The organism is bacterium, assembly GCA_013360215.1.
GTDB lineage: Bacteria > CLD3 > CLD3 > SB21 > SB21 > JABWCP01.
In genome coordinates, this window is sequence record JABWCP010000004.1 from 185,800 (window position 1) to 207,545 (window position 21,746).

19 protein-coding genes are annotated in these 21,746 nt (G+C 44.6%); 14 read left to right on the forward strand and 5 right to left on the reverse strand.

From position 1 onward, the window contains the following. The first annotated feature begins 31 nt into the window (after positions 1-31). The 8 genes from HUU58_04205 to HUU58_04240 all read left to right on the forward strand — a co-directional run bounded on the left by HUU58_04205 (position 32) and on the right by HUU58_04240 (position 11,743). Entirely contained in the window at positions 32-4,843 is a 4,812-nt protein-coding gene (locus HUU58_04205; GenBank protein ID NUN44863.1) for a fibronectin type III domain-containing protein, read from the forward strand. Continuing rightward, positions 4,840-6,144, forward strand: coding sequence for a T9SS type A sorting domain-containing protein (locus HUU58_04210; protein NUN44864.1), 1,305 nt, complete (start codon positions 4,840-4,842; stop codon positions 6,142-6,144). Before HUU58_04205 ends, HUU58_04210 begins: the two co-directional genes overlap by 4 nt. 17 nt (positions 6,145-6,161) lie before the next feature. Next, on the forward strand, positions 6,162-6,782 hold the full coding sequence (locus HUU58_04215) for a hypothetical protein (protein NUN44865.1): 621 nt from the start codon (positions 6,162-6,164) through the stop codon (positions 6,780-6,782). 94 nt (positions 6,783-6,876) lie between these two features. Continuing rightward, the gene (locus HUU58_04220; GenBank protein ID NUN44866.1) at positions 6,877-8,319 is read left to right on the forward strand and encodes a B12-binding domain-containing radical SAM protein; all 1,443 of its coding nucleotides are present in this window, start codon (positions 6,877-6,879) and stop codon (positions 8,317-8,319) included. Further along, positions 8,312-9,547: a peptidoglycan DD-metalloendopeptidase family protein gene (locus HUU58_04225; GenBank protein NUN44867.1), complete on the forward strand. Its 1,236-nt coding sequence runs from the start codon at positions 8,312-8,314 to the stop codon at positions 9,545-9,547. Before HUU58_04220 ends, HUU58_04225 begins: the two co-directional genes overlap by 8 nt. 12 nt (positions 9,548-9,559) lie before the next feature. After that, positions 9,560-10,510 carry a flippase-like domain-containing protein gene (locus HUU58_04230; protein ID NUN44868.1) on the forward strand — a complete coding sequence of 317 codons (951 nt, stop codon included), beginning with the start codon at positions 9,560-9,562 and terminating at the stop codon, positions 10,508-10,510. Beyond that, positions 10,500-11,132, forward strand: a complete 633-nt coding sequence (gene thiE / locus HUU58_04235) for a thiamine phosphate synthase (GenBank protein NUN44869.1) — start codon at positions 10,500-10,502, stop codon at positions 11,130-11,132. The genes HUU58_04230 and thiE overlap by 11 nt, the downstream gene beginning before the upstream one ends. A 5-nt stretch (positions 11,133-11,137) precedes the next feature. Continuing rightward, positions 11,138-11,743 carry a nucleotidyltransferase family protein gene (locus HUU58_04240; protein NUN44870.1) on the forward strand — a complete coding sequence of 202 codons (606 nt, stop codon included), beginning with the start codon at positions 11,138-11,140 and terminating at the stop codon, positions 11,741-11,743. Here HUU58_04240 and HUU58_04245 read toward each other — a convergent pair. The 5 genes from HUU58_04245 to HUU58_04265 are packed head-to-tail and all read right to left on the reverse strand — an operon-like array spanning position 11,718 to position 14,964. Beyond that, entirely contained in the window at positions 11,718-12,323 is a 606-nt protein-coding gene (locus tag HUU58_04245) for a phosphatase PAP2 family protein (GenBank protein NUN44871.1), read from the reverse strand. The two genes, HUU58_04240 and HUU58_04245, sit on opposite strands and share 26 nt — an antisense overlap. Then, positions 12,320-12,718, reverse strand: coding sequence for an acyl-CoA thioesterase (locus HUU58_04250; GenBank protein NUN44872.1), 399 nt, complete (start codon positions 12,716-12,718; stop codon positions 12,320-12,322). The genes HUU58_04245 and HUU58_04250 overlap by 4 nt, the downstream gene beginning before the upstream one ends. Positions 12,719-12,733: 15 nt before the next feature. Beyond that, positions 12,734-13,696, reverse strand: coding sequence for an acetyl-CoA carboxylase carboxyltransferase subunit alpha (locus tag HUU58_04255; GenBank protein ID NUN44873.1), 963 nt, complete (start codon positions 13,694-13,696; stop codon positions 12,734-12,736). A gap of 58 nt (positions 13,697-13,754) precedes the next feature. Next, a complete protein-coding gene (locus HUU58_04260) occupies positions 13,755-14,486 on the reverse strand; it encodes a polyprenol monophosphomannose synthase (GenBank protein ID NUN44874.1) in 732 nt (243 codons plus the stop codon). 10 nt (positions 14,487-14,496) lie between these two features. Continuing rightward, the gene (locus HUU58_04265; GenBank protein ID NUN44875.1) at positions 14,497-14,964 is read right to left on the reverse strand and encodes an AIR carboxylase family protein; all 468 of its coding nucleotides are present in this window, start codon (positions 14,962-14,964) and stop codon (positions 14,497-14,499) included. Between the two features lie 233 nt (positions 14,965-15,197). Between HUU58_04265 and HUU58_04270 the strand changes: the two genes are divergently transcribed. From HUU58_04270 to nuoF, 6 genes are all read left to right on the forward strand, one after another. Then, positions 15,198-17,264, forward strand: coding sequence for a Zn-dependent oligopeptidase (locus HUU58_04270; protein ID NUN44876.1), 2,067 nt, complete (start codon positions 15,198-15,200; stop codon positions 17,262-17,264). A gap of 211 nt (positions 17,265-17,475) precedes the next feature. Continuing rightward, positions 17,476-17,868, forward strand: coding sequence for an NADH-quinone oxidoreductase subunit A (locus HUU58_04275; GenBank protein NUN44877.1), 393 nt, complete (start codon positions 17,476-17,478; stop codon positions 17,866-17,868). A 41-nt stretch (positions 17,869-17,909) separates the two neighbouring features. Then, positions 17,910-18,431 (forward strand): NADH-quinone oxidoreductase subunit C, encoded by a 522-nt coding sequence (locus HUU58_04280; protein NUN44878.1) that lies wholly within the window; start codon positions 17,910-17,912, stop codon positions 18,429-18,431. A 51-nt stretch (positions 18,432-18,482) separates the two neighbouring features. Further along, entirely contained in the window at positions 18,483-19,790 is a 1,308-nt protein-coding gene (locus HUU58_04285) for an NADH-quinone oxidoreductase subunit D (protein ID NUN44879.1), read from the forward strand. A gap of 87 nt (positions 19,791-19,877) precedes the next feature. Next, on the forward strand, positions 19,878-20,354 hold the full coding sequence (locus HUU58_04290; GenBank protein ID NUN44880.1) for an NAD(P)H-dependent oxidoreductase subunit E: 477 nt from the start codon (positions 19,878-19,880) through the stop codon (positions 20,352-20,354). A gap of 85 nt (positions 20,355-20,439) precedes the next feature. Further along, positions 20,440-21,741: an NADH-quinone oxidoreductase subunit NuoF gene (nuoF, locus tag HUU58_04295; GenBank protein ID NUN44881.1), complete on the forward strand. Its 1,302-nt coding sequence runs from the start codon at positions 20,440-20,442 to the stop codon at positions 21,739-21,741. Positions 21,742-21,746: the final 5 nt, after the last annotated feature.

Here is a 21,746-nt window from a genome sequence, read left to right on the forward strand (position 1 = left end):
TTATATTTTTAAACAAATTAAGTATAGAGACATGAAAAAAATTTTACTCTCCATTGTTTTTTTACTCAGTTGCTTCGGCACATCGGCTAAAGCATCTGCGGAAAATATAATCTTGGCCTCTTGGTCGAAGTCAAATCTCAATTCGATCAAACCCATGGCTGTCCAAACAGGAGATCCCTATTGGGAAGCTCAAGGCGGAACGATACCGCCGGGATTTACAGGCGCAAGTGTAAATGCAATCGCGGTTGTTGGAACGGATGTTTACGTCGGTGGAGATATTAGCTCGATGAGCGGTAACCCAACAGCTTCGCACATTGCTAAATGGAACGGCACATCTTGGGAAGCGCTAGGATCGGGCGTTGATGGCGTGGTGCGAGCTATTACTGTTTCCGGCTCAGATGTTTACGTTGGCGGACAGTTTACTACGGCCGGAGGAATATCTTCGCCCGGTATTGCACGTTGGGACGGAAGTGCATGGCATTCGGTGGGCGGGGGTCTCGCCGTAGTCGGAACGCCTAATGTACGCGCTATAGCTGTATCCGGATCTAATATTTATGCCGGCGGTGCATTTACAGATGCAAATGGGAATACCAGCGCTGACTACATTGCTATGTGGGATGGGGCTTCATGGAACGCATTAGGAACTGGACTTAATGGAACTGTAAACACCATTGCGATAGGAAATTCTAATATTTATGTCGGAGGATTTTTTACCGATGCCGGCTCGATTACAACAGCAGACAGAATTGCGTACTGGAATGGCTCAAGTTGGAATGCTTTATCAACAGGCTCAACTACTACTGTAAATGCAATTGCTTTTGAATCTGATACTAGTATTTATGTTGGTATTGCAGGTGCGCCGGGTTTAAGAAGGTGGAATGGTACGGCATTTAGTAGTGTTGGTGGGACAAACACGTTAAACAACGCAGTTCAGAGTATTCTTCTTCAAGGATCAAATGTAATCGTTGGTGGTTCATTTACACAAAACGTTAATAAATCACCGCTCCGTTTAGGCCGAATTGCTCAATGGACAGGAAGTGCATGGCAAGCGCTAGATAGTTTATCAGGTACAGTTAACGCTTTAGGCTATGCGTCAAGTACACTTTATATCGGTGGTGCTTTTTCTGATGCTGGAACGATGGTTAATGCAGATCGTCTTGCTCAATGGAACGGTACACGTTTGTTACCTGTTGGTACAGGGTTAGCAAATACAGTTCGTGCTATAGTTGCTTCCGGTACGACAGTATCTGTCGGCGGTGATTTTGAAGATGCCGACACATTGACCAAAGCAGACTATGCTGCGCGATGGAATGGGTTCACCTGGTCGGCCATGCAAAGCGGTTTCAAAGGCTCTGTGTATTCGATGTCGCAATCGGGAACTACGATATTTGCGGGGGGTTCTTTCACGCAGATAGGTACCGGAACAAAAGTAAATAACGTGGCACGATGGACCGGGAGTACGTGGGGTACGATGAATGTTTCAGGTGGTACTGCTAATACAGTTGGAACGAATGGCTCGGTCAATGCCGTCGCGGCTGTAACAACGACGCGTGCGTATGTGGGAGGTAGTTTTACGAAACTTGGGGACTCTACGGTTGTTAATGGTATTGCGCGTTGGACCAATGGTGTGGGTTGGGAAGCTTTGGGATCGGGCGTTTCCGGTGGCAATGTTTATGCTTTGGCTCTTTCAGGTACGAAACTTTACGTCGGTGGTGATTTTACATCGGCCGGCGGTGTCGCCAATACATCTCATATAGCTGTTTGGGATACGGCAACCGCTACATGGTCAGCTTTAGGTTCGGGCATTTCTAATAACACAGTGTATTCTATTGTCGTCAACGGTTCAGATGTGTATGTCGGCGGTAATTTTACAGATGCCGGCGGCGTTGCGGCAGCGGACCATATTGCTAAATGGGATGGCGTTTCATGGTCCAGTGTAGGTACAGGCACAGAAATAAATAATACCATTCGTACGATGGCTTTTTTGGGAACAGATCTGTATGTCGGCGGTGATTTTACAGATGCGGCCGGATATTCAGGTGGTGATTATATTGCTAAGTGGAGCGGATCAGCCTGGTCTGCACTTGGAGATGGTGCCAATAATTCGGTTTACGCGATTATTGCTGCCGGCTCCGATTTATATGCCGGAGGAAATTTTACATCAATTGACGGGTCTTCAGCATCGCGGTTTGCACGATACCGCGTGCCGGATGTGACAGCACCCGCAAGACCGACCGCTGTCGTGAATGCGACCGTCAGTAGTCAATCAATGACAATTAAATGGAAAAAAAATACGGAAGTAGATTTCGCTAAGTACAGAGTATATACGGGTACCGACTCCAATGCGGTTTCCCAAACCGATTCATCTACTTCTATAAGCGATACATCCCGTGTTATTACAGGTTTAACCAATGGAATAAAATATTATGCGCGTATCAGTGCGGTTGATATTTGGGGTAATCAAAGTAACGCATCGGTTGCAATTTCCGGTACACCCAACGATACAGTGCCGCCGTCAACGCCTTCGCTTATTTCAGCAACCGGGGATAATTTGACGGTTAACCTTACCTGGTCAAAAAATAACGATTCAGATTTCAAACGTTACCGCATTTATCGGGGTACTTCGCCCGGAGCCACAACCCAGGTGGATTCTGTATCCATCGTCGGTGATACTACGAAAAGCGTTTCAGCGCCGATACCCGGAGTTACATTTTATTTCAGAGTGCGTACTTTAGATTCAGCAAATAACCTGAGTGCATATTCCGGTGAATTATCAGCGTCTTCATTAGATCAAACGCCACCTTCCGCGATTACGGGGCTATCTACGACTGCGGCTGATACGACGGTTATTTTACGTTGGCACCAAAGTACAGCGACGGATTTTGGTAAATACTATATCTATATGGATACGGTGGCGCTGCCTGCAACGGCGGTGGATTCGGCGCTGACAAAAGCAGATACCGCACGAACGTTTACGCATTTGACCAATGGTAAAACGTATTATTTTCGCGTGACAGCGGCCGATACATTTGCCAACGTATCGGCATTTTCATCGGTTGCATCAGCCACTCCTTTTGATCAGACATCGCCTTCAGCACCGCAAAATCTTGCCGCGGTGGCAAGTAATGCTTCGGTTGTATTGCATTGGGATGCCAATACGGAAAATGATCTTTTGAGGTATCGTGTATTTGTGGGTACTTCCTCTGGTAATCAAGTACAAACCGATTCCACAGTGCATGATAGTATTGTAGTCAATGGCCTGAATAGCAATACGGAGTACTTCTTCCGGATCGCCGCGATAGATACAGGCAAAAATCAAAGCAATTATTCCAATGAAGTATCAGCTACGCCATTTGCAGCCAATGCCGCGCCGACGAATCCTGTTTTATTGGCAGCTACAGCTCAAAATCAATCGGTAGTTTTGACGTGGCAAAAAAACCCGGATGCCGACATATTAAAATATTACGTTGCTGCAGGATTGTCTTCTAATCCGACGGCATTGGTGGATTCAACCAATGGTGATACGACAGTGACATTGTCCGGATTGACCAATGAACAAGCGTATTATTTCAGAATCATAGCTGTTGATTCAGCATTGCAGGTCAGCGGATATTCCAATGAATTATCCCAATCTCCTTATGATAATGTTGCCCCTGCTACACCGGTAAATTTTATCGCTTCGGCAGGTGATCAATCGGCGCAACTCACATGGAATAACGATAACACGGAACCTATTAAAATTTATCGTGTTTTTGTTAATGGTTCTCAAGCCGATTCGCTTACGGACACCACGTATACAGTGACGGGTTTGACAAATTATACGACGTATCAAGTTAGCATCGTCGCTGTAGATAGTAATGATAATGTTTCATCAAATACTTCAGACATCGGCGTAACCCCGATTGACTTGACCGCACCTTCCATTCCCAACAATCTTACTGCTGAGGCTAGCGACGCCTCGGTGCATCTAGTATGGTCCGCTAATACGGAAGGGGATCTCGCTTGGTATCGAATTTATATCAATGACGTACAAAGCGATTCGACGACCGATACGTCTTATACAGCAAACGCTTTAACTAATTACACATCATATTCCTTCAAAATTGCAGCCGTTGATACCAGCCATAACGCAAGCGCATTGACTTCACAAGTATCAGTTATGCCTTATGATCAGACGGCACCTGCGATTCCTCAGGACTTGGCTGCAACGGCTGGCGATGGTCAGGTTACGTTGAACTGGACGGCAAACGGTGAAGGTGATTTAGCACGTTATCGTGTATATATGGATGGTACACAGATTGATTCGACTACGAATAATAGCTACACAAAGACCGGCTTAACGAACTACACGACGTATAACTTCAAGTTATCAGCCGTTGATACCAGCCGCAATGCAAGCGCACCGACTTCACAAGTATCGGTTATGCCTTATGATCAGACGGCTCCTTCAGAAGTAACCGGTCTTAGTGTAACCCGTGGAGACGGTGCATTGACACTAAACTGGACAGCAAATGGAGAATCCGATTTTAAAGCCTATCGTTTATTCATGGGAACAAGTCCCAATCCTACGACGCAAGTAGATTCGGTGACAACGATCGCAACGACGAGTAAAGAGTTCGGTGGGTTGGTCAATGGTACGACATATTATTACCGCATGGTGGCCGTAGATACATCAGGCAATGCATCGGATTATTCGGATGAAGTATCTTCATCACCCTATGACCAGACGGCACCTGCGGTTCCTCAGGACTTGGCTGCAACAGCCGGAGATGGTCAAGTTACGTTGAGGATGGCGCGCAGATTGATTCGACTACGAACAATAGCTATACAAAAAACGGTTTGACTAATGATGTAACTTATAATTTCAAAATTGCAGCTGTAGATACCGGGCATAACTTTAGTGCCTTCTCCACGCAGGTATCGGGCACACCGACCGATATGACGGCTCCATCAAAACCGACTGTATTAACAGCCGTAGCCGGCAATACTAGTATTGTTTTGACATGGCGGAAAAACATCGAATCGGATGTAATTCGGTATCGTATATACCGTGGTACGACGGCCGCACCGACAACACAAGTAGATTCCACTACCTCTGCTTCGGATACGACAAAAACCTATGGCGGTTTGACCAATGGGACGACGTACTTTTTCCGTATCACCGCTGTTGACGGACATGGTAATTTCAGTGTGTATTCCGATGATATTTCAGTCAAACCGCTGGATGCGCCGGGTTCACTCACGGTAAGTTTATTCCAAAACAAAGCAGCTAAAAAATATGCTCAAATCACGGTAGTATCATCCAAAGCCTTGTCAGCGGTTCCTACCGTGACGGCCAAACTTGGAGTAAATAATACACCCGTCACGATGACGGCTATCGCGTCAAGCAACCAACAGTTCCGCGGTGGCTTTGTGATAAATAGTGCAGGCAACTATACGTTACAAACGTCCGCACAGACATTGAATGGTCGCGATACGACCGTGCAGCGCACGTTTAATGCGGTGATTGCCAAATCCGGTGAAGCGGCTACCCTTGCTAGCACGGATGGCAAAGCTTCCCTCAAACTTAATCGCGCGACGCTCGCTGAAGAAGCTGTACTTCTGTCCGAACAGTCCGACGACGGTGTTTATACATTCTCAGCGGATGCGGAAGCCAACGGCAGCATGATACTTGAAATACAGTTTGATGCGGCTCAGTACGCCGATCCGTCGAAGTTGTTCATTTATCGAATGGAAAAAGAAACCTGGAGTAAACAAAAAACACAGGTATTTACCAAAACCAATACGCTCAAAGCGCAGGTAGAAAGTTTTGGAACATACAAGATCGCATATGACGGTTCGTTTGACGGATCGAATATTGTGCCGACAGAGTTTGCGTTGCTTCAAAACTATCCGAATCCGTTTAACCCCTCCACTACGATCCGATACGATCTACGTGAAGATGAAACGGTATCTCTGAAAATATACAACATGCTCGGTCAGGAAGTTCGTACGCTGCGCAAAGGATTCCAAATGGCCGGAGAGTATCGCGTACAATGGGATGGTCGCAATAATGCCGGACAAGTCGTATCCAGCGGCGTATATATCTATCGCTTGGAGACGAAGTCCTATCGCGCAACGAAAAAAATGATGTTTTTGAAATAACCGACGAGGAAACAAAAATGAAACGCTTTATCCTCAAAAATTTGACGTTAGTTGCCGTTATTGCATCTCTGACTGCATGCGGTGGCGGAGGTAAGGGGAAATCGGCTTATACTAAACTAGTCGATCAGGGTGAATCGCAATTTGCAACCGGCAGTTTTGCCGACGCACGGACTTCATTTAATGCGGCCAAATTGAAAAACCCCAATTCAGCGACAGCCTATATCGGTGCCGCATGGTGTTCGATGTCGCTCAATGATATCGCCGCAGCATTGGCCGATTTTCAAGCCGGATTATCCAAAACCAATGTTAATGCAGATCTTTATGCAGGTTATGCATTTGCCCTCAACGCAAACGGCGATTTTGCTTTGTCCAATCAACGTATTGATGAAGCATTGAATGCCGATACCGACTGGGAGTTGTCCTATGATGGCAGTTTGAACGTAAATGATTTGCGTTTGGCAAAAGCAGAAAATCATTTTCTTTTAGGCCAATACACCGAATCGCTTGCACAGGTCAAACTCCTTAACACGTCATTCAACGCGGATGTAAACACGGTTTCCGGCCGCGCGGCGTTGTCTGTGGAAATCGAACGCTTGCGTAATGCCTTAGGAAAAAACATCGCACGCATACCCGCTTAAAAAAATTAAACCGGATTTTATAAAGCCGTTTCAGGTTTACTTGAAACGGCTTTTTTATTGTCATCGGCAAATGCCTTTGATAATCTTAAGGTGAATGGCTACATTGGCAATCGTAATGAAAAAAAATCAACCTCATATTCTACTGATCAATCCGTACATTTACGACTTTGCGGCGTATGATCTTTGGTCCAAGCCGCTGGGGTTGCTCTATATCGCCGCTGTTTTGGAAGAAAACGGTTTTAGAGTTTCTTTGATTGATGCGTTGGATCGGCATGATACCGAAATGTTGGCATGGCAAGGTCGCGCGAGTGCCAAATCCCGTATGTACGGCGATGGTTATTTTTATAGAGAAATTGTCGAAAAGCCCACGGTGTTTTCTCATATTCCGAGGCATTATGCGCGTTACGGTTTTACACCGGAACTGATGCGAAAAAAAATATCCGACCTAAATTTAGAACAATCGGTGGACAGTGTCTTAGTCACATCCGGGATGACATATTGGTACAAGGGTGTACATGAGATCATAGCAATGTGCAAAGAATTAGTACCTCAGGCAGAAGTTATTTTGGGGGGCATTTATGCAACATTGTTTACCAACTATGCTATGGAATTTTCCGGCGCCGATCGTGTATTTACGGGAGAAAGTGAAAAAACCGTTTTAGCATATCTCTGCTCGCAGTCGGGATTGGAAGTTAAGAAAAACTATAAGGGTTATGATGATTACCCCTATCCGGCGTATCATCTGTACTCTAAACTTGAGTATGTTGCGATGATGACATCGCGTGGTTGCCCATACAGCTGTACATTTTGCGCTACGCATGCGTTTACTGAAAAGTTTACACCGCGTTCTCCGGAAGGGGCGCTGCATGAAATCATAAATTACGCGAATCAAGGTATACAAAATATTACGTTTTATGATGATGCGCTGTTTGTAAATAGCGATAAACATATTAAACGGATTTTACGCGGTGTCATAGAAAACGAAAAAAATGTAAACTTTCACACACCCAATGGCCTTTTTGCCCGACTGATCGACGCAGAGTTAGCTAAGTTGTTGGTTCAAAGCGGATTTAAAACCATTCGCCTCAGTTATGAAACCAAAAACCCGGAAAGGCAAAAAGTTTTACGTAAAGTCAGCGACAAAGATTTGGAATCGGCTTTAGAATATTTGGAACAAGCCGGGTTTCTTCGTCACGATATTGTCGTCTATTTGATTATGGGGTTACCGGATCAATCTCCGGATGAAGTGCAAGCGGGAATAGACTATATTCACAGTTTAGGGGCTAAGGTAAGTCTTTCATCATTTTCACCGATTCCGGGGACGGCGGATTGGGAAATGGCGCGCCAAAAGTATAACTTTCCAGTCAATGAGCCGCTATTAACCAATAAATCGGTCTACCCTCTGCGCCACCCTGGTTTTACGTCCGAGGATTTTGACGGATTAAAAAACTACGCCATTGAAAAAAATCGATCATACCCAAAGGATAATCCCACGCTCGATGAAAACCACGTTTCGGATTATAATGTCTATGCTTAATCGCGTCGCACTATTTTTGTTTTTTTCATTGATTTCTCTGCAGGCTCAAAATCTTCAGAAGCAGATTGATAAAAGCCGCAACAATATGAAAAAAATAAAAGATGAGATTGCCCAATATGAAAACCGATTGACGTCTCAGGCGCAAAAAGAAAAAACAGAAATAGAAAACCTAAATGATATCAATGAAAAAATAGGGTTGCTGCATCAGTTATTGGGCGAATTGGAACAAGGACGTCGATTGACGGAGGAGCGTATTGCCGAATTGCGCTCAATACTTTCGCAAACCCGCACTGAACTGCAAAATCTCAAAGGCCTCACGTCGCAACGGCTTTTACAAACGTATAAACATCGCGATGAAGATCCCTTGGCTTACATTCTTACATCCGATTCGTGGACGCAAGCTTTTGCACGGATGAAATATCTCAAACTTATTGCCGAACAAGATCAACGGGACATCCAAAGTCTTCGCACCAAAAAAGAAAAAATCGAAACACAAAAGAAGTTGATCGAAGTAGAGTTGCTTAATCAGCAATTTCTTATCTCAGAAAAAAAACGCGAAAAGGCTAATCTGGACCAGCAGTTGGCTCGCCGAAAAAACACACTGAGCAAGATTCGAAAAGATAAACGTCTTTTGGCCTCGCTCATCGAACAACGCAAAGACGATATGGCCAATTTGCAAACGATTATCGCTGCATTGGAGAAGAAAAAAGCCGAAGAAGAAGCTTTAGCAAAAAAACGAGCCGAAGAGGCGGCCGCTGCGGCTAAATCCGGTAAAACCAAAACGGCGGGCAGCGTTAAATACAAAGAACCGGTTTATACCGAAAAATCAAATTTTGCTCAATACAAGGGACGATTGCCCTATCCTGTTCCCGGTAAAATCGTGGTAAGTTTTGGAAATCAATATAACGCGGCATTGGGAACCACTACGCGAAATACCGGTGTTGACATTCAGTCCCGCGAAGGAGCGGAAGTGCATAGCGTGGCTAAAGGAAAAGTGTCGTTGATTTCATGGTTACGCCGCCTCGGGAATACCGTTATTATAGATCATGGCGAAGGATTTTATACGGTTTACGCGCATCTTTCGGAGATTTTTGTGTCGGTAGATCAGCATGTAGCCGCCGGGCAAACCATAGCCAATCTGGACGAATCCGATGAGGGGAAAGCCGTTCTTCACTTTGAAATCTATAAAGATCGGGAAGCGGTTGATCCGGCAGGATGGTTGCGATAGAAACGAAATATTATGTTGAGTAAAAAATTAACTTTCTATATCAAAATAATCTTTACGATAGCGTTCGTCGGGTACCTTATTTTCAAAGTTGATCCGGCGATGATTCGCGCAGATTTTTCTTCGGTCGCATGGGATTATTTTTGGATTGGCGCTGCATTGACTCTGCCCAATTTGCTTATTCAATGGTTAAAATGGCAATACCTTGTGCGTATGATAGATCCGGATGTTTCTCGGCGCAGTGTTTGGCGCTCATTGTTTGCAGGTTTTTCGATCGGTCTGATAACGCCCGGACGTATCGGAGAAATGGGTAAAGGTGTTTTTATTGATTCGCCGCAAAGAAAACTCATTATTGGTTTTGGTGTTATTGATAAAATATTATCTCAAATCGCGCTTGCCGTTTTCGGAGCCGTATCGCTCCTGTATCTTACAGAATTTGTTTTTGATTTTAATCGTCCGACGCAGTTGATCATTTTAGTATTTGTTTTTTGGGTTGTCGTCGCATTGGCTGTTATGATTTTTCGGCCATCAAGCATTCGATGGTTGATCGAAAAACTAAAATCATGGGTACGTTTTCTCCCGTGGAATCAACATATCACAGATGTGCTATCAGCGGCGGACGAATTTAAACGCCATCATTTTTGGCCGAGTTTACACTATGCCTTATTATTTCAATGGATTGTTTTTATACAAATCTACTGTTTTGCCAATGCATTTCATTCGATTTCCTTTTGGGAAGCGTTATCCGCGGCGGCCGCGGCGATGTTCGTAAAAGCATTATTGCCCATCACTCTTATGGATATCGGGGTTCGGGAAGGTGCTTTAATATTTTTTCTCGGCAGATTCGGTGTCGATGCCGCTTCGGCATTCAATACGTCCGTAATGATTTTTGCAAGCAACGTGCTTTTACCGGGGCTGATAGGTGTTTTTTTTGTTTACAAATTTCGGTGGTTTCGTGAAAAATAATATTCCATTTCGATTTTACGGTATTACCGATCGTAAACGTATGATCGAAAGTCTTTTTCTTTCGCATCTGGATCGTGCCGTCAAAGCAGGGTTGAGGGCGCTTCAGATTCGTGAAAAAGACTTATCGCCTCGCGCATTGTACGAACTTACGGACAAGATACGAACAATATCCGCGACGCGCCGTGTTCGTATTTTTATCAATGACAGAGTAGATATCGCTATGGCGCTTGATTTGGACGGCGTTCATCTTTCGACTCAAAGCATGCCTACATATAATGTTAGAAAACTGGTCGGCCCGGATAAACTGATCGGTGTATCTACACACGATCTGCACGAAGCCATTCACGCGGAAAATGAGGGCGCCGATTTTATCGTGATCGGCCCCATCGGTGAAACGCGATCCAAGCCGAAAGGCCATGCGGTGCTAAGCGAAAAAGAATTCGAAATAATTCGCGAAGAGGTCAAAATTCCCATATTCGTTCTCGGCGGCGTACAAACAAATAATATCTCACATTGGCTACAAAAAGGTGCTCATGGAGCAGCGGGAATTTCACTTTTGATGGATGATGAAAATTTGGAAGAACGTTTTTCAAATTTGAAAAGCACGCTTGGCAGTTTATAAATCAAATGAAAAAAACCGAAGCGATTATTTTTGCAGCCGGTCAGGCATCACGGTATGGTGATAATAAATTACTATTACCCATCGGCGATGTACCGGCAATGATATACGCTATCCGCACATTACGCGCAGCCGGTGTTGATCGTGTTACTGTTATTACGGGCGCTTATCACGATACGATAAAACAAACCTTAATCAGAGAGTTTGTTCGGATTTTTTTTAATCCTCGACACGTCGAAGGGATGAGTGCAACGATTCGCTTTTCAATTCAACAAATAGATCAAAGTTCGGAATCCATTTTGTTCCTTCCCGGCGATGTACCTTTGTTTTCACGGCAAACGATCAAAGCCATGTTGCAACATGGTTTAACGCATCGCATTGTAATACCCCGGTATCAGGGAAAAAAAGGGCATCCTGTTTTAGTGGATCGAAAAATTGCCGAGGAATGTCTGGAAACCGGTTTAGAAAAACCGCTTTACGAAGTGATTCAAAATCATCAAAACGAGGTTTTTTACCAAGACGGTGATGATCAAGGCGTTGTTTTGGACATTGATACGCGGGAAGACTACGATATCATCTTGAGTTATTTCAAAACAACTTATGTATCGTATTGAGAATTGGCTTTTGTAGTTTGAATGTGAGATACGAAGTGCCTACCCCGATAAGAGCGCCGGCTAAAACATCGCCCGGATAATGCATTCCCATCTTGATGCGGCTGTAGCCGACGACCCCCGCCCACGCATACGAAGGAACAATCACGTACCACTTGGGATAAGCTAAAGAAAGAGACGTTGCAATATTGAACGCCGAACTGGTGTGTCCTGATGGAAAAGAAGCCGAGCGCTCGGTGCTTCCGACCGTATGGACATTGTTAAGCGCTTTGTATGGACGTTCACGGTTTATCGCAGCTTTCATGCTGTAGGTTATAGCCAGATTCGTCAGCGCGGATGTCGTCATCAGAATACCCGCATCACGCATGTAAGTGTCTTTTCGCAAAAGCCCGGTTGCAACAAAACTGAGCGGAGTGACTATATAAATGGGTTTAACGGACCGGCTTTGAAATTCATAAAAACGGTCCCAGCCGGGCGAATGATGTTTATTGATAGCCTTGAATAATCGTGCGTCAATATTTTGTGAATGCAGCGAAACCTGTAGCGATAAAACAAAACAAAAAAAACCGAGAATGATTCTCATATACCTTTTTTTAAGCATGCGATAAACTCCTTTGGCGGACGTACAGGTTTGTTTTGACGATCTGTAAATGCGTGGGTGGTAAAACCGCGTGCAACAGATTCGCTGTCACGATAACAGGTGTAAGCTATGGTTGTGCGAATACCTTCTTGCGACGCAATCCAGGCATCAATATGCACCGTATCGTCATAATGTACTGAACGCAAATAATCCACTTCGATACGAATCACGGGCATAAAAATACCTTCGGATTCTAATCGTTTGTAAGAGTAGCCAAGTTCACGGATGAGTTCAGTACGCCCGACTTCCATCCATGGCAAATAACTGCCATGATAAGCGACGCGCATGCTATCGGTTTCCGCGTAGCGAACGCGGACAGTGGTTCGTGTGATTTTCAAATGATCAACATAATTTTAGGCACTCATCTCGCCCCAGCGACCCATTTTGGAATATTTTTCCATACGCTGATCAAGTAATTGCTCAACAGAAAGTTTTTCCAATTCGGCAAAATTATGCATTACAGCTTCTTTAAGATATTGTGCCGCAAGATCATAGTTTCGATTAGCGCCGCCAACCGGTTCTTGTATTTTGTCGTCAACGACATCAAATCGGATGAGATCATCTGCTGTAAGCTTGAGTTCGGATGCGGCTCTTTCTTTATATTCCCATGTGCGCCATAAAATGCTGGAACAGGATTCCGGAGCGATGACGGAGTACCATGTGTTTTCCATCATGAGAATTTTGTCGCCGACACCGATACCCAATGCGCCTCCGGAAGCGCCTTCACCGATAACTACACAAATGATCGGTACGGGGAGGCGTGACATTTCCAAAAGATTGCGTGCGATGGCTTCCGCCTGCCCGCGTTCCTCGGCTTCGATGCCGGGATACGCACCGGGCGTATCGATCAGGGTAAGAATCGGTCGTTTAAATTTGGCGGCCATGTGCATCAGGCGCATGGCTTTACGATAACCTTCGGGATTGGGCATACCAAAATTGCGATAAACATGGCTTTTGGTGTCTTTTCCTTTTTGCTGTCCGATGATCATAACTTCTTTTCCGTCAATGCGTCCTATTCCGCTGACGATCGCATGGTCATCTCCGAAAAGGCGGTCCCCGTGCAATTCCATAAACCCGTCGGATATACGTTCGATATAGTCGAGGGATCGCGGGCGCTCGGGATGACGCGCCAGTTGCACTTTCTGCCAAGGCGTGAGGTTGGCGTAAATCTCTTTACGCATCGCTTCAAGTTTATTTTGCAGCGCTTCGATTTCCGGTGTTATGTCCACATTGGCATGGGCCGACTTCATGTCGGCGATCTGCGCTTCGAGATCAAAGATGGGTTTTTCAAAATCCAATATTACAGGCACGTTGATTCTCCTCCTGATTCACAAAAAAAATTTGCATACGACTGTACGCAAACCGTCAAACGGGCTATATCTTACCAAAAAAGTGTTTTATTCGCAATTTCCAAACGAGCAATAAACCTTCGCGAATAATGTTGGTGGACATCTTGGAATATCCGACGGTGCGGTCGTAAAAAATGATGGGTGTTTCTATGATTCTAAATTTTTTTAACCATGTTCGATAATTCATTTCGATTTGAAACGAATAACCGCTGGCACTGACTTTGGTCAAATCCATCGAAGATAGCACCGAGCGACGGAAGCATTTATAACCTGCAGTAGCATCCATGATCGGCATACCGGTAACCATACGCGCATACATATTACCAAAATAACTGATGAGCAAGCGCTTAAGCGGCCAGTTGATTACATTTACACCGTTTATATAGCGTGAACCGATCACCAGATCATTATCGCGAATAAGACGGAACATATCTTTCAGGTAACTTGGATCATGCGAAAGATCAGCATCCATTTCGAGAATGTACTCATACCCGCGTTCCAAAGCCCAAGAGAACCCTGCCACGTAAGCTTTACCGAGACCTTGTTTACCCGGACGAGATAAAAGATGTACCCGTGTATCGTTTTTTTGTATAGCTTGGACGCGATCCGCCGTCCCATCGGGCGAACTGTCGTCCACGACTAATATCTCCGGTGCGACCTGATACTCTGAAAAATCCAATGCAAAAATGCGTTGGATTAAAACAGGGATGTTTTCTGCTTCGTTGTATGTGGGAACAACGATCAGCGCACGCGTCATAGATTGTTCCTTATATAAAGCGGCAACCGTTTTGTTTGTATAGTTTAAGACGATCCATCAGGTGATTGTCCGAGAATGCCAAAAACTGCGCCGCCAAAATAGCGGCATTTTTGCCGCCGGTAGGGTACGATGAAACGACTGCAACCGGCGCTCCTTCCGGCATTTCGACAGATGTGATAATGGCCTCCCGATCGACGAAACCTTCTTTGCCGATGGGAATGGCAATCACCGGAAGATGCGTGTAAGCCGCGATCATAGCTGCCAGTTTGGATTGAAGGCTGCTGGTTGCGATAAAAATTTTTATGCCTCGCTCCGGAGCTTTCTGCATAAACTCCTGCAGCTCTGGCGGATCCAGTAATGGCGTGAAAACTTTGACTTCACAATGCAATCCAAAACGATCCAAAGTTTCTTTGCAGCCTTTGATGTATTCCGATTCCTGTGTCGAATGAATAATAATAGCTATTTCGGTTAGATTCATAACTCATCGGTTTGGATAAACTTAAGGCAAAAATTAACATACCCTACGTAAACTACAATACAAAAGTTTTAAGACATCATTATATGCTTTTGTTTGAACATGGTTGGTTATATAACTATAGTTAAAACTAATTTTTTATAAAATAACCGGAACTTTATGTATATCTTTTCGTATGACCGGTACCCGATATCATCGGAATCTATTCTTATTTTAAATATACCATAGGAGTAACCATGAAACGAAACCTTTTAATGTTGGCGTTTGTCATTGTGACGGCATCGCTTAGTGCCGGTGAACCCAATGTCAATCCGCTGATGGCCGGATTTAATCAAAACATTGACTTCAATGTTTTGACCCCGGAACACATCAAAACCTCATCCGAGACCATCATTGAAAAATCGAAAACGACGTTATCGGGCATTTTTTCCATTCCCAAAGAAAAACGCTCGTTTGACAACACCATGCTCGCTATTGATAATATGTACAACGACTACGGCAAGGTTTCGTACAATATCTATCTTATGGCCAATGCCCACCCGGATAAAGCAACGCGCGAACAAGCTTTAGCCAGCCTTAGCGTATTGGATAAATTTGACAATGAAATTTCGTTGGATGAAAATTTATACCGCGCAGTGAAAGAATATGCCGAAAGCCCAGAGGCCAAAAAACTCCAAGGATTTAAAAAGAAATATCTTGAAGAAACGCTTCGCGATTTCGAACGAAACGGTTTTGCTTTATCCAAAGAAAAAAGAGATCAACTGAAAACCATGCAGGATCGTCTTTCCGATCTGGGTATCGCTTTCAATCGTAATATTGCGGAATCTGCGGATACGCTTTTTGTAAGCGAAGAAGAAATGAAAGGTTTGCCGGATGATTATAAGAGCGCACGTAAAATGTCCGACGGGCGCTATAGGATAGATATGACCTATCCTTCGTATGTGCCTTTTATGAAGTATAGCCAATCCGAATCGGCACGTAAAGCATTGTATGTCAAATATAATAACCGCTCTGTTGATAAAAACCTTCAAGTGCTTCGTGATCTGGTTGGCCAGCGGCAAGAGATGGCTGCGCTTCTGGGTTATAAAACGTACGGACAATATCGCGTCGAAGACCGTATGGCAAAAAAACCTGAAAATGTTTGGAATTTTGAAAGCGCATTGATTGATAAGGTAAAAGAAAAAGCGCGCCGTGACTATGATGAATTATTAGCGGTAAAGCGCAATTATCTCAAAGACGCTTCCGCGTCTGTTATCAATCCCTGGGAATCGAGTTTTTACAACGGTATTCTGATGCGTGAGAAATACAGCGTTGACGACGAAAAGATCAAAGAATATTTTGAACTGAACAACGTTACCGAGGGTTTGTTTAAAATATCGCAAAAACTTTTTGATGTGGAGTTTTCAGAAATAAAAAACCCGTCGGTTTGGCACAGTGATGTGCGCATGTTTGAGGTGCGAAAAAAAGGTAAAGTAATAGCACATTTTTATTTTGATCTTTTTCCGCGGCCTAATAAATACGGTCACGCCGCATGCTTTGGCATGGTTAAAGGTAAATTAACCCCCAATGGTTACCAACTTCCGGCGGCGACTTTGGAATGTAATTTTCCTGCACCGAGCGGCGATCGCCCATCGCTGATGTACCACTCGGCCGGTAGCGCTTCAGTTGAAACGTTCTTCCATGAATTCGGACATGTCCTCCACAACATATTGACAACTTCGGAATTGTATTCACAATCCGGTACGGCCGTACCGCGTGACTTTGTAGAAGCGCCTTCGCAGATTTTTGAAAACTGGGTGTGGAATTATGATGTAGTAAAAATGTTTGCCAAACATTACAAAACCGGCGAAGTATTGCCCAAAGCGATGTTCGATAAAATGGTCGCCGCCAAAAATGTCGGTTCCGGCATCGGTGCATTACAACAGGTTTTTTATGGTATGGTAGATTTTACGTTGCATGACAAATGGAATCCTAAAGGTGCCGAAACATCTACGGATATCGTGAAGCGTTTGCAAAACGAAATCACTCTTTTTCCTTACCTCGAAGGGACTAATTTTCAAGCTTCATTTGGCCATCTCAATGGGTACGGTGCCGGTTATTACGGATATCTTTGGTCAGAAGTATATGCCGCTGATATGTTCTCCGTTTTTGAAAAAAATGGCGTAATGGATCAAAAAACCGGCTTACGTTACAGAGATATTATTCTGGCACGTGGCGGTTCGGAGGATCCGTATGCGTTGGTAAAAGAATTTTTGGGACGTGAACCGAATCAGGAAGCATTTCTGAAATCACTGGGTTTATAAATAATAAATAGCACATCTGCCCTACAAGGGAGGGTTACCCGTTAAGACACAAAAGGTCTTTTCGGGTAACCATTTTTATTTTTATCAACTTACCTGTTGGGAAATATCTGTTGCACTTTATTAGCAAAATTCTTAAAATTGTCCGCTTTTTAAAATGTTGCTTTCCAAAAATTTGACTTAAAAATAGAGCTTTTTCAGCACGAGGTTTCCCATGCTCTTCATCCTCCAGGACGGGCCCGTCTATCTCAATTATCTTCCGGTTCTTGTACTTATGGCGTTGGCTATTATTATCCCGATTGCCATATTGATACTATCCCGGCTTCTCGGTCCCTACAAGCCTAATGAACGAAAACTTTCGGTTTATGAATCCGGTATGCCGCCTGTCGGGGATGCCCACCCTAAGTTTTCAGTGAAGTTTTATCTTATCGCCATGCTTTTTATCCTTTTTGATATAGAAATTGTTTTTATGTATCCGTGGGCCGTGATTTACAACAAGTGGGTGTCGGTAAGTACTTTTATTCTCATCGAAGGATTGGTTTTTATCGGTATTCTGCTTGTAGGTTATGCGTATGCGTGGAAAAAAGGCGCACTGGAGTGGGAATAAAACTCCTGAATTAGATAACATCAATCGCACTGAGAAATATTATGCCTAACAACGAAAAAAATATTTTGGAAAACAACCCGACGCTGGATGCGGTTAAATCCAAGTTCGGCGAGTCATTACTCAAGTCGGAAGTGTTTCGTAATGAACTCACTCTGTACATCAAACGCGAATCCGTAGCTGAAATCATGGCATTTCTTAAAAACGATTCCGCTCTGGCGTATGATATGCTTAATGATGTGACCGTCGTGGACGGATTGATCATGGAAAAAAATCCACGCTTTCAGGTTGTTTATCATTTACGTTCGACCCAATACAATCGCCGCCTTCGCGTCAAAGCGCCGGTGCCGGAAAACGATTGCAAAATCGCCACGGTATCCCATCTTTGGAAATTAGCCGATTGGGCCGAACGTGAAGCATATGAAATGTACGGCGTCACTTTCGAAGGACATTCCGATCTGCGTCGTCTTTTGACACCTGCTTCGTTTACAAATTTTCCTTTGCGCAAAGACTATCCCTTACGCGGCAAAGGCGAGCGCGATGTGATCCTGCCCGAAGGCAGCTAGTTTTTTGAATTTATTTTGAAATTTTTCCATAGAGGCGTTGGAAAGGTAAGTATGGAAATAGATCGTTCAGAAGTTGTTGAGGATTTTAAAGATCAATCCTCAGAAGAAACTCTAAAAAAAGCTAAAGAAGCGTATAAAAAGCACGTTAAGATCGGTGATGATGACGAATCATTATCACTTCCCGGCGCACAGCTTCTTACGCTCAATTTCGGTCCGCAGCATCCGGCTACACACGGCACACTGCGTATGGTCATGCAATTGGACGGCGAAACCATCGTCAATCTGGATCCGAGCCCCGGTTATTTGCACACCGGTTTTGAAAAACTGGCAGAGCATCATACGTTCAATCAGTTCATTGCGGTCACGGATCGTATGAACTACCTCTCGCCGATGTCCAATAATATCGGTTTTGCGCAAGCTGCCGAAAAACTTCTCGGTATCACCTTGACGGAGCGGGCGCAATACATTCGCATGATACAGGGCGAACTTTCCCGCATCGCCGATCACTTGGTCAATATCGGTACGCACGCACTTGATCTAGGTGCGTTTACCGTATTTCTTTATACGTTTCGCCAACGTGAATTTATCTACGATCTGTTTGAAGAGTCCACGGGTTCACGACTTACCACCAGTTATACGCGTATCGGCGGTGTCGTGCGTGATTTTCCCGAAGACCATCCGCGTCATATCGCACAGTGGTGTAAACAGTTTAAAGCAACGTGTACGGATCAAGTGGAAGGATTGCTCAATCACAATAAGATTTTTCTGGATCGTACGCAAAATGTCGGGAAAATTTCCGCTGAAGACGCGATTAATTGCGGTATGACAGGGCCTTGTTTACGTGCCAGCGGCGTTGCGACAGATATCCGAAAAGATGAGCCGTATCTCAAATACGATGAAGTGGATTTTGATGTGCCGATCGGAACGGAAGGTGATGTGTACGAACGCTACCTCGTGCGCATGGAAGAAATGAAGCAGTCTATTCGTATCATCGAACAATGTTTGGAACGCATGAAACCCGGCCCGGTAAAAGTAGCGGATCATACCATCGCATTACCTGATAAAAATAAAGTATACGGTTCCATCGAAGGACTGATTCATCACTTCAAATTGATCATGGATCAACATGGCATTGCGATGCCTAAGGGCGAAATATACGATGCGACCGAAGCGCCCAATGGCGAATTGGGTTGGTACATCGTAAGTAACGGCGAAGGAACGCCGTACAAAGTGCACGTGCGTGCACCTTCTTTTATTCACTTTGGTATGATGTCCCACATGGCCAAAGGCGGATTGATCGGTGATGCCGTGGCTATTTTGGGCAGTATGAATGTTATCGCCGGCGAATGTGATCGGTAAAAAGATTTCAGTTTGATATAAAGTGTGCACACGGATATTGCACACTTGAACAAAACGGATACGGATTTAACCAAACGAATTTGGATTATGACGTTAGAATTTTCCCCGGAAAATAAAAAAGAAGTGGAATGGCTGATTTCCCGCTATCCCACCAAACAAGCGGCGACTCTTCCGGTGCTGCATGTCGCCCAACAACAATTCGGCTGGATTTCCCATGATGTGATGAACCTCGTGGCAAAGACGCTGGATGAACCGGTATCGCGTGTCGAAGACGTGGTGACGTTTTATACCATGTTTCACCAGCACGAAGTCGGTAAATATCATTTTCAGGTATGCCATACTCTAGGCTGTGCGATCAACGGTGCCAGCCAAGTGGTGGACTATTTGGAGAAAAAATGCGGCGTAAAATGCGGCGAAGGGCGTTCGGCCGATGGAAAATTTTCCATCGTAAAAGTCGAATGTCTCGGTTCGTGTGGTACAGCGCCGATGTTACAACTCAACGATGATTATCATGAAAACCTAACGAAAGAAAAAATAGACGCGCTGATAACAGCCTGTAAATAAGCCATCCCAACGAGAGTAGAGCGCGTTTACGAATTTCATAGTATAAAGATGTGCTGCCTTCGGGTAGTGTAAAAGGATATCGTTCATGGAAAAAGTTCTGACAAAAATGGTGGGCGTGGAAAACTCCCAAAACATTGATGTGTATATCAAGCACGGCGGTTATCAGGCTTTGCCCAAAGCTTTAAAAATGACCCCGGACGAACTCATCCAAATGATGAAAGATGCAGGGGTCCGCGGCCGCGGAGGCGCCGGTTTTCCGACCGGTATGAAATGGAGTTTTTTACCCAAAGATAATCCCAAACCGCGTTATCTTCTTTGCAATGCGGACGAATCTGAGCCGGGTACGTTCAAGGATCGCGTTCTTATGGAAGACGATCCGCATCAGGTGATCGAAGGGCTTGTGATCTCATCTTTTGCGATACAAGCGAACACATGTTATATCTATATTCGCGGCGAATATGTTAAAGGCGCTTTAACCTTGCGTAAAGCGATAGACGAGGCTTACGCTAAAGGGTACCTTGGAAAAAACATACTCGGTAGCGGCTTTAATCTGGATATTACAGTTCATCGTGGCGCAGGCGCTTATATTTGCGGCGAAGAAACCGGTCTTATCGAATCTCTCGAAGGTAAACGCGGCTGGCCACGTATCAAGCCACCATTTCCGGCTGTTTTCGGTGCTTTCGGATGTCCGACGATCGTAAACAATGTTGAAACATTAGTGACGCCGGTACATATCATCAGTCGCGGCATTCAGTGGTGGAAAGATAATGAACCAAAATTGTACTGCATGAGCGGTCATCTCACGCGTCCCGGTACGTATGAAGCTAAAATGGGAACCAATCTGCTTACCCTGATCAACGAACATTGCGGTGGTATTCGTCATGGTCGTAAACTCAAAGCGGTCATTCCCGGCGGTTCATCCGTGCCTGTTCTTCGTGCTGAAGAGTGTAATGTCAATATGGACTTTGATTCGTTAGCTAAAGTCGGTTCAGCTTTAGGCTCGGCCGGTTGCATGGTCATGGATGAAACGACGTGTATGGTCAATGCGTTGTGGAATCTTCTCAAGTTTTATGCGCACGAATCTTGCGGACAATGTACACCCTGCCGCGAAGGTACACATTGGTTGGAAATGATCCTTGGCCGTGTAGAAACCGGCAAAGGCCGTATGGAAGACTTGGATCTATTGCTTGAAACAGCTAACAATATTGCAGGACGCACGATTTGTCCGCTCGGCGATGCCGCAGCGTGGCCTGTGGCAGGATTGCCGGATAAGAATAAAGGCGGCGATCTCAACGGCCAAAGTTTTGTGAACAAATTCCGTGAAGAATTTGAATATCATATTACCAATAAGAAGTGTATGACCACCATTCCTCACGAGTGGAATTAAAAAAC